Source organism: Nocardia sichangensis (assembly GCF_047200615.1).
Lineage (GTDB): Bacteria > Actinomycetota > Actinomycetes > Mycobacteriales > Mycobacteriaceae > Nocardia > Nocardia sichangensis.
Genome location: NZ_JBJZOK010000023.1, coordinates 103917 through 117134, shown reverse-complemented (window position 1 = coordinate 117134; position 13218 = coordinate 103917). Strand labels below are relative to the sequence as shown.

Below are 13218 nucleotides of genomic sequence, written 5' to 3'. Positions count from 1 at the left end.
AGAAACATCATGGTCGGCGACGAAGACGCCATCGCCTCGGTACTCAATCGGCTGCGCCGCGCGCACGGCCAGCTCGCCGGAGTGATCGCGATGATCGAGCAGGGCCGGGACTGCAAAGACGTGGTCACCCAGCTCGCCGCGGTCTCCAAGGCACTGGACCGAGCGGGTTTCAAGATCGTCGCTACCGGGCTGCGGGAATGCCTCGCGAACCCCGACGCCGAGACCGCCGATCCGATGACGGTGGATCAACTGGAGAAACTGTTCCTTGCCCTGGCGTGACGCACGCGTTCCGCGAGGGCGTGATCTGGAGAAGGATGACCGATGATCGAATCCAGCTGGCCAGGTGAATGGACCATCGCACGCCTGGTTCCGCTGCTGGCCGGAACGTTCGTGCTGCTCGGCACCGTACTCGCCGCGACGATCTCGGCGTGGTGGCTGCTGCTTCCCGCCCTGGTCGGGGCCAATCTGCTGCTCTACAGCGCCGTGGGCTGGTGCCCGGCCACCCTGCTCATGCGCCGCGCCGGCATTCCCGCGGGCGCCAGCCCGAATGCGCGCTGACCGACATCGACGCACTCGGCGGCCGTCGAATCGGCGGCGGCCGACAGAGCCTGAGCGGCGCTGAACCGGCCGCGGTTCGCGGGCGGGCCGGGCGTCGGATCGCGTGCGCCCGGACGATTGGGCCCGCCCCGTTCGCGTCGGCAATGAGTCGGTGCGGTCGAAAGTTCGCGGTCAGGAAGGCTTCTTCCGACCGGTGTAGGGATTCGCCGGATTCGACACGACGAACTGTGACCAGGTCTGCGTGCCGTCGGGATGATCTGGGCATGTGTTCAGCCCGGCCCGGAACGTGCTCCCGACTCGTCCCGGAACGGGGAGCGGGACGATACGCCGGGGCCGATGTCGGACACCCTGCCAAACCCGCGCCAACTGTGCCATCGTCAGCACCTCCGGACCGCCGAAGTCGGGTGCCCGGCCGAGCGGCTCGCCCACGGCCAACTCGGCCACCCGCCGCGCCACGTCGGCGGCGGCGACCGGCTGGAAACGAAAGGTCGTGGGCAACGGCGCCACCGGCCATTTCTCGACGGTCCGCAACAGCGCAGCGATCAGCTCGTGAAACTGCGTCGCCCGCAGGATCGTGTGCGGGACGCCGCTGTCGACGACGGCTTGCTCGCAGGCCAGCTTGTTGCGGTAGTACCGGAACGGGATCCGGTCGATTCCGACGATCGACACGTAGAGCAGGTGCCGAACCTCCCGTGCATGCCGCAGCAGGTTCTCGGTTTGCTCGAGGTCCGCGCCACCCGCGCGACGAAAATCCGAAGCCGCGTGCACGATCACTTCGGTTCCCGCCACCGCCTCCGCCACGCCGACACCGGTTCGCAGGTCGCCGACGTGCGTGCCCGCGCCAGGGCGACGGGACAGTACCCGTACGTCATGGCCCGCTTCCCGCAACCGATCGACCACTTGTCTGCCCAGCGCGCCGGTTCCGCCCGTGACGAGAATCTTGGTCATGGACCACTTCTACCGCCGAAGTCCGCGGGAACGTGCGAGGCCGTCGTCACACGGTGCGTCGCCCACGACATTCGCGGCATGACGTGGTGACCGAACGCCGAATCCGCCTGTCCTCGTCTCATATCGGCGAAAACGATTGCAGGACTGATCTTCTGGTATCGAGCTCCGAACGCTGACGCGGTGGTTGAATCGATGTCGAGGCGAGTGCAGGAGCCGCTACGATCGGGAGAGGGGACCTGATGCCGGTGGGAGGCGTGGCTCGTGGTGGCGCGAACGCGGTAGGACGCGAGGAGCGGTTGTGCGTGCGGGGCTGAGGCGCCGCACCACCCGTGCGGACACCGGATACGGCGCGTTCCTGTCCTACAGCGGCGAGCGGGACCGTGCGGTGCTTCCGCTGGTCCAGAACGCGATCGAGAAGCTGCCACGACCCTGGTACCGCTTCCCGCGAACGCGCATCTTCCTCGACTACAGCGGTGTCCCGATCGGTGCCGAACTGTGGGGCAAGATCGTCGCGGGCCTGTCGCGTTCCGAGTGGCTCGTCGTGGTGGCTTCACCCGAGGCTGCCGGCTCCAAATGGGTGGACCGCGAAATCGAGTGGTGGCTGGCGAATCGGTCTCCCGAGACGATATTGCTGGTCCTCAGTGCCGGGTCCCTGTTCTGGGACGAAGAAGCCGGGGATTGGGACCGGGCGCGCTCGACCGCCCTACCGCCACGCCTGTTCGGTGTTTTCGCGTCCGAACCCGTATACAAAACGCTCAAATGGCGTGCGGACGCGAACGGAGTCCCGCGTCCGGACATCGACGCCATCGCGGTCGGGATCGCCGCGGTCATTCGCGGCGTCTCCGAGGCCGACGTCAAATCCGAGGGTTACCAGCAGACCAAGCGGAACTTGCGCTGGGCGAGAACCGCCATCGGCGCGTTGGTCATCTTGCTCGTCGTGGCGCTGATCGCGGCGGTCGTGGCTCGGGTGCAGAGCAATCGCGCAGAGGAGCAGGCCAAGATCGCCACGGCGCGGCTCATGGCCTCCGTCGCCGACACCAAGATGGCCACGGATGTCCGCGCGGCCCTGCTGCTGGCCGTGGCGGCGTACCGTCTCGACCCGAGTCCACGTCACCGAGCCGCCCTGCTGCGCGCGAATCTGGCCAGTCCGAAAGTCGCTCGTTACGTGGCGGCACCTGCGGAGGTCACGGCCTTGCAGAGCAGTGCCGACGGTCGAACCGTCGTTGCCGGGCTCGCCGATGGACAAGTCGTGACATGGGCGCCGGGAGGCTCGGTGACGACCTCGGTCGCGCGTTTGCCCGGCGAGATCCGCTCGCTGGCCGTCGCCGCGGACGGCCGGACGGTTCTCGCCACGGATGGCGCCTCGATCACACTGTGGGGCAGCAACTCCGGTCGGCCGGACTTCGGCGTGCCCGGCGCGAGCGAAGTCGATGTCGTCGCCGTATCCGCGTCCGGGAAGTTCGGTGCGGTCCATCGCAAGGAGACCGAGGCGGCGGAAGGCACCCCGGGGACGGTCGACATCATCGACAATGCCGGTGGACGGGTTCTCTCGTCACATCCGATCGACCGAGCGGTGACGAGCATGGTGTTCACCGACGACACGGCGTTGCGTCTACTCGAAACCGACGGCAAGGTACGGCAGATCTCGCTTCGCGGCGGCGCCGACCGGGATCTTTCACCTCTCGACACCGGGCCCGCCTGCGGCGACGGCCAAGACGTCGGGGAATTGTCGCCCGACGGGTCCTCGTTCACCTGCGCCGTCTTGCCCGGTATTCCGGCGCCGGTTTTCCGGCTGCGTCCGACTCCGAGCGCTGTGCGCCCAGAGCCCGGATATGTGGGCGTCGCGATGCCGAGGCGATCGGCTCCCGCCGTGCTCAGCCGCTCGGCGCGGATAGCGGCGGTGCCCAGTGCCGACGCCGGGTTCTATGTCGGGCCCGTCACCGGCGAGCCGAGGCCTCCGGAACCGCCACCGCTGATCACCGGTACCGCCGTCGATTTCGACCGGAAGCTACTGCGTTTCCTCGGGACCTCCGAAACGCAGCTGGTTTCGGCGTCCGGGCGACTGATCACCCTGTGGGATCTCGCGCAGCGCGACCGGCTGGCGAAATCTTTAGCGGTGCCGATCGTCAAAGGATGCAATTCTTGTGAACCAAGCTTGTCGCTGTCCCCGGACGGGCGCACCGCGGTGATCACCGGCCAGGACAAAGATCCGGGAGAATCGGCGCTCAACAGTGACGTGGTGATCATCCAACAGCTCGGGCCGAACCCCTCCCGGCAGCTCTCCATACCGGGACTATCCGGGAAACTCGCCTGGCGCGCGGATGGCACGATGCTGGCAATCGCCGCGAATCCGGCATCCGGCTACGAGCGACGTGTATTCCCGCCCAAACCCCACGTGGAGACTCCGTTCGAGGTGACGGTCCTGTCCTCGCCACCACCGCAGATCAGCGTCGAGGCGGCCGGTGTGTCGTCCGTATCACCCACCGCTGTTTCTCTCGACAGCAGGGGGCGGGCGTATCTGCACGATCTGGCTACCGGCGGCATCAGTTCGGAATTCATCCCGCTGGGCGGCGCGGTCGACACAGACCATGTCGTCGAAGCGGGAATCGACGCGGCCGGAGAGTTCCTGGTCATGCGCGATGCCGAGCACATATCGGTCTATGACTTGGCGCGACAGCAAAACGCGCACGATATCGACGGCAAGGACGCGCAGTCGGTGTTGTTCGCCGGACGGCATCTGCTGATCCGCCGGAAAGACAGCATCGAGATCTGGGATCGGACCGGCTCGAATCGAGAGCGGACGATCCCGTTCCGCAGTACTCGGAACTCGGCCGCGCAGCTCGCCGCCGCTGCGGACGCGAACGTGGTCGTCGCGAAAGACGAGGCAGGCTATCTGACTGTCTTCGCCGCCGACGGCACGAATCTGGGCGAACTCGAGCCTGATTCCGTTTGGCACGTCCCATCCGCCGTCGCCTTGTCCGCTGATGGACGGTATCTCGTGACGGTGAATCCCGGTCCCGCGTTCTCCGGCGGCGTCGATGGGACGCTGATCGAACGGGACATCTCACCGGACGGCCTGATCCGGGCCGCTTGTGCGCATGCTGGTCCGGATCTCACCGGCGCCGAATGGAACGCCTTGATGGGAGTTGCGCGTCCCGCTCAAGCCCGCTGCCCGTAGGGCGCGTTCGACTGCCGCCGGCGTTTCGCTCAGTCGGCGTGACGGCTCCTTCATGGGCTGGTCGGTCTTCCGGCGCCGACCGCCCTGTCCGCGAAATCCGGATGTGCCGGCGACCGGGTGAACGACGCCCGATAGCTGCTCGGTGGCACTCCGACGTGCCGGATCATGTGCTGGCGCAGCGACTCCGCCGAGCCGATGCCGCTGTGCCTGGCCACCTGGTCCATCGGCAGCGTCGTGGATTCCAGTAGCTCCCTGGCGCGTTGCAGGCGCTGGTGCAGCAGCCATTTCTGCGGGCTGAGGCCGGTCTCCTCGTGGAAGCGGCGGGTGAGCGTGCGCACGCTGGTGCGGGCGTGGGCGGCCAGATCGTCCAGCGACAACGGTAGGTCCAGCCGTCGCAGCGCCCAGGCGCGGGTGTCGGCGAGCGTCACGCCGTTCTCGGCGGGCAAGGGCGCGTCCACGAACTGGGCTTGGCCGCCGGGCCGCACCGGGGTGACGACGGCCGTGCGAGCGGCCGCGTTCGCGACGGTCGCGCCGTAGTCGGCGCGAATCAGATGCAGGCACAGGTCGATTCCGGCCGCCGCGCCGGCGGCCGTGGTGATCGGGCCGTCTTCGATGAACAGCGCGTCACTGCGGACCGACACGTCCGGGTGGTTCGCCGCCAGTTCGTCGGCGAGAGCCCAGTGGGTGGTGGCGGTGCGGCCGGACAGCAGGCCGGCCTGCGCCAGCACAAAGGCGCCGCTGCAAATCGAGGTGACGCGCTTGCCCGCGGCCACCGCGCGGCGCAGGGCGGTCAGCGTGGCGGCGTCCGCGTCGGCGCGGCTTCCGGTGCTCGGCACGATGACGATGTCCGCCTCCTCGATCGCCGCCAAGCCCCGGGAGACGACCACGTCGAATCCACCCAGCCCAGCGGGCAGCACGCCGGGCACGGCGGTGCACACCACGATGCGGTAGCCGGGCTCGCCGTCGACCATCGCCGCGCCCAGCACCGTTTCGGGCATGGCCAGGTCGAAAGCTTTCACCGGAGGAACCGCGACGACAGCGACAGTCTGCATGGCCTGATCCTTGGGATAGTTGGCAATCCAGCCAGTAGCTTACCCGTCGCCGCACCGGCAGGCTGAGTAGCGCACGACCGGCGAACGGCACCCCGAATGCCGCAGGTCGTGTGGAAAGACTTGTCGCAGAGAGGAATACGCATGCATTCGCATGTCATCGTCGGACGTGGCGCCACCGCTTCGGCCACCGCGGCGCTACTGGCCGGGTCCGGCGACCGGGTACGCATGGTCAGCCGCAGCGGCGCGGGGCCCGAGCACCCGAACATCGAACGAATCGCCCTCGACGCCTCGGACGCGGACGCGCTGACCGCTGTTGCCGAAGGCGCCGAAACCCTGTTCAACATGGCCATGCCCGCGTATCACACCTGGCCGGAGACCATCCCGCCGCTGTTCGGGTCCATTCGCTCCGCCGCCGAGCGGTCCGGTGCGAATTACGTGATGCTCGGCAACCTGTACGGCTATGGTCCCGCCGACGGGCCGGTCACCGAGCAGGCACCGCTGGCGGCCACCGGGCCGAAAGGGCGGGTTCGCGCCCGCATGTGGCGGGAAGCGGAAGAGGCGCACCGGGCGGGCCGAGTGCGCGTCACCGAGGTCAGGGCGTCCCAATTCATCGGTCCCGGCGCGATCTCGGTGTTCTCGCTCCTCGCACAGCCGAAGATCTCGGCGGGGCAGTTGGCGCTGCTGCCGCAGGAACTCGACCTGCCGCACGCATACACCGCGGTCGGCGACGCGGCGGCGGCAGCGGTCGCCGTCGCCCGCGACGAGCGCGCGTGGGGCAGGCCGTGGCATGCGCCGAGCATCACCGCGACCGCGCGGGAGCTGGCCGGACGATTCGCCGCGGCGGCCGGGGCGCCCGAGCCGCGGCTGGCGGTCATGAGCGATCGCGAACTGACGCTGCTCGGCCTCACCGACCCGTTCTGGCCGGAGTTGTTCGAGACCTACCACATGTCGCACGCGGCCTTCACGGTCGACGACTCGGCCATTCGCGACACCTTCGGCCTGAAGGCATCCGACCCGGACGAGGTGTTCGCGCAGGTGGTGCACGCGGCTCGAGCGTGATCCGGGACCACGCCGTTGCTGGGACCGCACATCGTGGCGGCGCGGTGAGGTCGAGATCTTCGCCGACAGTTGAGGACCCGCGCGCCGGCGCTCGCGCGGACATCGGTCAGGGAGGCGTCGCCTTCCCCGCGAACTGTTGTCGTCGCAGGACGGTTCTGGCCAGTTCGGCCGGGGTGCCCGTGCTGGTGTCGACGATCGTGTCGTAGGCGGCGCCGTGGTGGTGCACCGCGTGAAAATGGCCGCGCGCCAAGCCTTTTTTGACGTCGCGTCCGCGCGCCTGTTCACGCCGCTCCGCCACGGCCAGCGGGCAGGTGACGCGCACCAGCTGCACGTCCAGCCCGGCCAGCGCGGCCATCCAGATCGGCAGTAGATCCGCGCTCAGCAACATCTCGTCGATCACCAGGTGGTCCCCGCCGTGGGCGAAGGCGGCGGCCGCGGCGCAGGCGGAACGCAGCATCCGCCGCCCGACCTCGCCGTAGCGGATGACCACCATCGGGCTGCCGTCCGCGTCCCGGTCGCGGTCGTACCAGAATCCCTCTCGGCTGAGCGGACCGTCACGTCCTCCGCCCCAGTTCGGCGGAATGAGCTGGAACAACGTGTCGATGCCCCAGTAGACGAAGGGGATGTCGCTCTCGTCCTGGATGGCTCGCGCCAAGGTCGTCTTACCCGAGCTCGACGTTCCGTTGAGGAAGATGACGCGGCTGGTCGGTTCGACGCTGCGCATCCCGCCACGCTACCGGGTCATCGTCCAGCCCGGCTCGCTACGGATTCCAGGGGTCGAGGCCACCGTCGGGATCCAGGTGATCGAGGTTGGCGACGCGCCTGGCCGATCGCATCAGGGCTTCGCGGTTGATGTCGTTCGGGTTCGCGTAGTACTCCCTGGCCGCTTCCTGGTGCATGGTCGCGACTCGGTGGCCGATCGCCCAACGGGTGTCACGGCCCGCGCCGTCCCACTCGTCCGGGGTGATCGCCGCGCGCAGCGCCCGGTCCGAATGCCAATTCTGCTCGACCCGCTGCACGAACGCCTGATCGATGTTCGCGTTGGGGGCGGGCGCGTTGCTGTGCCGGACGAAGCTGTCCGCGGCGATCACCGCCTGGGCGGCGAAGGCATCGTGCGCTTCGTGGTCGACGTGGTTGTCCACCGCCCACGCCGCCGCGATCGCCTTCTGCAACGGCGCGAAGCTGTACGGGTTCTGCGATGCCGTCGACTCCTGGACGGAGTATGCCGTCAGCGCATTGGTGACCCGCTCGTGGCTCGCGCCGGAGGAGAGCAGGACAGCATGGATGCGCGAATCGGGAACCTTGTTGTCGCGCAATACTTTCAAGGCCCGCGACACGCCTATTTGGGTGTGTATGCCGCCGACCTGCTGGGCCGCGTCGACCGCCACACCACGCCAGTTGGTGCGGGACAGCTGATGCTCGACGTAGCCCGCTTCGCGGCTGGCCAGGATCCTTCTGGTGGAGCGTTCGATCGTCCGTCGGGTGCTGGAGAGCGGATTGAACGGATTGACCCGCCCGCCCGCCAGCCAGGCCGTCACCGGCGAGGAGTTGATGGTGTTGAGCGTGGAGAGTGGGGTCACCCATCCCATACCGGGCGCGGACTTCCCGCCGCCACCGCCGCCCATGCCGAGGGCGGTGCCGCCGCTGCTCCCGGACTTGCTCGTACTGCCTTGCATCGCGAGCGCGAATCGGTTGGCGATCCAGTCGTTGCCCCGGCTGAAACCGCTGCTGAGGCGTTTGAGCTGGAGGACTGCGACGATCTCGACGGTGCCCGCGATGATGATCACCGCCATGACCTGTCCGCGCGCCTGCGCGAACAGATTGCCCATGAACAAGACGTAGACGCCGAGGAAGATGGTGTACGCCGTCATTCGTGCCGCCGCGACGAAACTGTCGACGACATTGCGCACCAGGAACGTCTGCGTCGGACCGTATACGAATCCGCCCGCCGCGAAGCCGAATATCGACATGAACCCGTGATAGATCGTGTCCAGCGCGGCCTTGATGACCTTCATGCCGAGGTACATCGCGAAGGCCAGCAGGATGCCGCCGCAGACCAGCAGCATCAGACCCGTGGCGACCTGCCCCATGGAGGGATTCTCGGCCTTCGCGCGCGCGGCGCTGTCTCCACAGGACTTCAGGCCGCTGATCACCCGGGAGTCGTCACCCGCCGCCACCCCCGACGACCACGCCGATCGGCAGGCGGGCCGCTGGTCCACCGTGTGCCCGAAATTCCACACCTGTAGCGGCTTCCGGGCGAAATTATCGGCCAGGTCGCTCTGCATCGTCGCCACCAACTGGGTCGGATTCGGGTCGGCGTTCCCGTTCAGACCGGCGGCCACCGAGATCCCGAGATCGCGGCCCTGGGCCAGCAACCCGTGCGAGGACAGCACATCCGCGAGAGGCTCGGCGAGGAACAACGGGCCCAGCAGCGCGACGCCCACCATCGTCACCACCTGCATGGTGGCCTTCGCGTGGTAGCCGCGCGCGATGAACCACGCCACGCAGACCGCGCCGATGGTCGCCGCGGTGACCAGCATGATCGGGGTCGCGATCTGACCGGTGAGCGTGTCGGCCACGCCGTGCAACGCCGCACTGAACATGTCCAGCCACCGGAAGCTCAACGCGTAACCGATCAACCAGATCGCCGTCGTCACGATGGCGATGTAGCCGATGAACTCCAAGCCCAGCACGGCCCACAGAATGGTGGCGCGCGGCTTGAACAGGCTCTCGTCGCCGGTCGCGAATCGGTAGTCCGACAGCGGGATGCCCGACGAGTCGTGGATGTTCATCCAGCTGAGCCCGTCGATGCCGGAGGTTCCGGAAGTGCTGCCCGCCGCGTCTTGGGCGACGGCCAGCGCACCGAGGAAGCCCGGGAACACGAAGAGCGCGAAGAGAGTGAGGGTGGTCCAGATCGCCCGCCGCCGCCAAACGCCCGGCCGAGAACCCGGCCACCAGTTCGGCGCACCGGCGAGCAACGCGGTCACGGCTGTGGGAAACTCGCGGGGGACTCCGATCGAATGCCGCTCGGTCGAACTGAGGCGGACAGTGCGTGATCGCACCGCCTGGGGGCAGATGTGCACGAAAGAGTCCTTCGTCCCGTCTCTGGGGGCGCAGTCGACTGCGAATTCCGAAACGGGTTGCACGCGAACGTCAATGGCGTCTCGCCCCCGTCTCACGTCCTGTATTACAGACAGGGACGGAAACATCCGCCTGAACGTCCAATGACATCCAGGCGGCTCGGGAGTGTACGTACGCACCTCGGCCGTCTACTTGCGAAGTGCGTCAAATCAACTGGTGTACAGAGCGTTTCAGCGCAACCAGCCGCCTTCGACGCAGGCCACGTCATCGGTGTACGCGATATTCGCCCCGGACGGCGACCAGGGGAGGACACGCGGTCGTCGATCGCCCGACTTGTCGTACACCAGGTGAACAATGCCGTCATGGCATACGACGAGGAGCTGGCCGAGCGAATCCGGGAACTGATCGCACCCGGCCCCGAACTCACCGAGCGGAAGATGTTCGGCGGCCTGGCCTTCTTGATCGGCGGCAATATGGCGGTGGCCGCCAGCAGGCAGGGCGGTCTGCTGGTGCGGGTCGATCCCGACGAGGGCGAGCGGCTCCTCGGTGACACGGTGGAGCCAATGGTCATGGGCGGGCGCGAAATGGTCGGCTGGCTGCGGGTCACCGCCGTCGACGACGACGAAGTACTGCGGGAATGGGTCGAGCGCGGCGTCGCCTACGCCCGGACCCTCCCACCCAAAACGAAGAAGTAGCTCCGCTCAGGCCCTGACCTGCCGCCGGAACAGCACACGGTCGAATTCGCGTCCGTACTCGTCGACCGCGACCACGTCCATCTCGCTGGCGAACACGCCCGGCCGGACGTCGACGCGCAGGAACGAGTAATTCCGGAAGCGGACCCGCGACCACGGCGCGGCCTCGTCCTGCTTACCGCCGCCCGGGGTCCACACGTAACTGTTCGGCACCGAGGTGTCGGCCAGCTCGCTGCCGCGGAAGGTTTCCCGCGACCCGGGCTGGAATTCGTAGCGCGGGCGTCCGCCGCCGCCCACGGTGTAGTAGACGGTGCCGTCGGTCTCCGGGTAGACGATCGAGTTGTCGCCCGCGACCTTCGTCGCCTGCCCACCACGCAGCGGATCGGTGCGCTCGTAGACGTGATTGTGACCCTGCAATACCAGGTCGACCTGGTAGCGGTCGAAAAGCCCGACCCACGCGTCACGCACACCGCCGTCGCTGGCGTGCGATTCGGTGGTCGAATACGCGCAGTGGTGGAAGAAGCAGACGATGAAATCGATGTCGGGGTCGGCGCGGTGGGCGGCCAGGGTGCGTTCCACCCAACTCGTCTGTGCCCCGCCGGAGTAGCCGCTGTTCGCCCGGATCTCGTAGGAGACGTCGTTGGCGTCCAGCGAGAGCACCGCGACATTGCCGTAGGTGAACGTATACGCCGACGGGCAGCCCGCCGGACCGTTGCCGGGGAAGTCCAGGCGCGCCAGATGCCCGCCGTAGCCGTGGTCGCCGTAGGTCGCCTCCATGTCGTGGTTGCCGGTGGCGAACATCCACGGTGTCTGGGCGGCGCTGGGCTCGATGGCGTTGAAGTAGACGTCCCAGACGTAGGGGTTGTACTTGTCGAAACCGCTCGCCTGCTGCGCTCCGTGCGCCGCGAACTGCCCCGGCTTGCCCGCGCCGGACGGGTCGGCGTAGGCGATGTCGCCTGCGAGGATGTGGAAGTCCGGCCTGGCGGCGGCGATCTGGCGCAGCACGTTGCTCGCGTGCGGCGCGGCCGGATCGTTGTCGGCCTTGTAGTACTTGTCGTCGTAGTCGCCGGGAGCGACGCCCTCCGGCAGCGCGGGCGTTTCGTCGGTGCCCTGATCGCCCATCATGGTGAACCGGAACGGAAGGACCGCGGGGCGTGCGCTGGGCATCGCGGGTGCGGCGGCGCGGATGTCGCCGACGAATCCGTCGGAGGTCCGCCAGCGATAGAAGTGCGGCACCCGTCCGGGCAGGCCGTCCACCGGGGCGTGGACGTAGAACTGTTCGGCCGCGAGCACGCCGCCGTCGGCGGTGGGCAGCTGGGTGAGCAGGTTGCGCACCTCGGCTTGGACCGTCGCGCCCAGCGCCGGTGTCGGTCCGTGGTCGAGATACACCGTGGCGCCCGCCGGACGCCGCGAGAGTTGCGCCGCGAAACGCAACTGGCTGGCCGCGTCCGGCCCGAAGGCGACGCGCCGTCCACCCACCGCGAGCTGGGCCTCGTCGGCGTAGGCGCGCCTGCCGAACGGCGTCGTGCCGACGGCGGCCACCGCTGCCGCCGCGGCGGCGCCGCGTAGTACGTTGCGCCGCGACACCGGGCGACGGCGCAGGTAGGCGCGGTGCTATTCGTGCTGCTCGGGCATGGTCATGTGGGCAGCGAGATGGCCGGGAATTCCGGTGTCCGGAATGTCGCCTGCTGGATTCAGCGGTGTGGACGGCATACCGCAGATGCTGTACCGGCACGGCGCACGGAGCAACTCGACATCGCACCGCACGCGGGAATACCTCGTGAACAGACGGTTTCGCCGTTCGGGTTTGTTACATTTGTCGGAAATGTGTGAAATATGTGATGCCCGAACGTATTTCACCGGCGACCCGCCTGGGTTTCGAGTCGGATGGTCGACGGCCAACGGGCCGCGCTTTCTCGGCAGGGTTGCGGCCGACGCGTCTACGCCGACGGCCGATCCGTCGCGTCCGACGACTGTTCTGTATCCGTGGAAGTGCCGGGGGAGAACGGGAAGACCAGCGAAGCGCTCCACGGGAACCCCGGCGCACCCGGCCGCGTGGACCCGGCGGCGGCCGCCAGCGGTGCGTTGTTGCCGGTCAGCCTGCGGACTGTGCGCTCCATCGCGGGCAGGATCTCGGCGATATCGAGATCGGCGTTCGCGAAACGGCCGATCAGCGCGTAGATCATGTTGGTCAGCACGAGCGCGATGTCGGCGGTGTAGTCGGGATCGACATCGGCCAGCAGGGCGCTCGCGGCGGGCAGCACGGCGTCGAAGCCTTGCGCGTCGAGTCGTCGGCCGCCGGGGCCGGACCGCGCGCGATAGTAGGCCTCGAGCATCCGGGGATTCCGTTCCCACGGCTCGAACACGTAACGCATCAACCGCACCAGGCCGTCGGCCAGCGTCTCGTCCTCGACGGACGGGGCAGGGGCGGCGTAGGTGTTGGTCGCCATCCATTGCTCGACGGCGGCGAGCATCAGATCGTCGCGGGTGGGGTACCGCTTGTAGACCGTGGCCAGCGAGACGTGCGCGTTGCGGGCGACCGCACGCAGTTGGACCGCGTCGTAGCCGTGCGATTCGAGCATCGACACGACGGCGTCGAGGATCTTCGCCGTCGAATCTTCGTCTGTCCGGGCCACGTACGTACGGTAAT

The 13218-nt window shown here is 68.1% G+C and carries 10 protein-coding genes and 1 pseudogene; 5 read left to right on the top strand and 6 right to left on the bottom strand.

Going from position 1 to position 13218, the window contains the following annotated elements:
• The first annotated feature begins 9 nt into the window (after positions 1-9).
• Together ACL03I_RS27805 and ACL03I_RS27800 are read left to right on the top strand one after the other, a co-directional pair.
• Positions 10-279, top strand: a complete 270-nt coding sequence (locus ACL03I_RS27805) for a metal-sensitive transcriptional regulator (protein WP_355079796.1) — start codon at positions 10-12, stop codon at positions 277-279.
• 42 nt (positions 280-321) lie between these two features.
• Positions 322-558 (top strand): YgaP family membrane protein, encoded by a 237-nt coding sequence (locus ACL03I_RS27800; protein ID WP_412807324.1) that lies wholly within the window; start codon positions 322-324, stop codon positions 556-558.
• A 171-nt stretch (positions 559-729) separates the two neighbouring features.
• Here ACL03I_RS27800 and ACL03I_RS27795 read toward each other — a convergent pair whose 3' ends face one another.
• Complete coding sequence (locus tag ACL03I_RS27795) at positions 730-1506, bottom strand: SDR family oxidoreductase (RefSeq protein ID WP_412807323.1); 777 nt, start codon at positions 1504-1506, stop codon at positions 730-732.
• A gap of 298 nt (positions 1507-1804) precedes the next feature.
• Here ACL03I_RS27795 and ACL03I_RS27790 point away from each other — a divergent pair, with 298 nt between their 5' ends.
• Positions 1805-4684, top strand: coding sequence for a hypothetical protein (locus ACL03I_RS27790; protein WP_412807322.1), 2880 nt, complete (start codon positions 1805-1807; stop codon positions 4682-4684).
• Positions 4685-4734: 50 nt separating this feature from the next.
• On the opposite strand, the gene ACL03I_RS27785 is transcribed toward ACL03I_RS27790, so the two are convergent.
• Complete coding sequence (locus ACL03I_RS27785) at positions 4735-5736, bottom strand: GlxA family transcriptional regulator (RefSeq protein WP_397276733.1); 1002 nt, start codon at positions 5734-5736, stop codon at positions 4735-4737.
• Positions 5737-5877: 141 nt separating this feature from the next.
• On the opposite strand from ACL03I_RS27785, the gene ACL03I_RS27780 reads away from it, so the two are divergent.
• Positions 5878-6795: an NAD-dependent epimerase/dehydratase family protein gene (locus tag ACL03I_RS27780; protein WP_364437614.1), complete on the top strand. Its 918-nt coding sequence runs from the start codon at positions 5878-5880 to the stop codon at positions 6793-6795.
• A gap of 106 nt (positions 6796-6901) precedes the next feature.
• Here the strand turns inward: ACL03I_RS27780 and ACL03I_RS27775 are convergent, their stop codons facing one another.
• Positions 6902-7519: a chloramphenicol phosphotransferase CPT family protein gene (locus ACL03I_RS27775; RefSeq protein ID WP_412807321.1), complete on the bottom strand. Its 618-nt coding sequence runs from the start codon at positions 7517-7519 to the stop codon at positions 6902-6904.
• A gap of 37 nt (positions 7520-7556) precedes the next feature.
• Entirely contained in the window at positions 7557-9782 is a 2226-nt protein-coding gene (locus ACL03I_RS27770; protein ID WP_355079785.1) for a hypothetical protein, read from the bottom strand.
• A 456-nt stretch (positions 9783-10238) separates the two neighbouring features.
• Between ACL03I_RS27770 and ACL03I_RS27765 the strand changes: the two genes are divergently transcribed.
• Positions 10239-10571 (top strand): TfoX/Sxy family protein, encoded by a 333-nt coding sequence (locus tag ACL03I_RS27765; protein ID WP_355079783.1) that lies wholly within the window; start codon positions 10239-10241, stop codon positions 10569-10571.
• 6 nt (positions 10572-10577) lie between these two features.
• Here ACL03I_RS27765 and ACL03I_RS27760 read toward each other — a convergent pair.
• Together ACL03I_RS27760 and ACL03I_RS27755 are read right to left on the bottom strand one after the other, a co-directional pair.
• A pseudogene (locus tag ACL03I_RS27760) lies at positions 10578-12281 on the bottom strand (metallophosphoesterase).
• A gap of 227 nt (positions 12282-12508) precedes the next feature.
• On the bottom strand, positions 12509-13204 hold the full coding sequence (locus ACL03I_RS27755) for a TetR family transcriptional regulator (protein ID WP_412807320.1): 696 nt from the start codon (positions 13202-13204) through the stop codon (positions 12509-12511).
• Positions 13205-13218 lie beyond the last annotated feature (14 nt).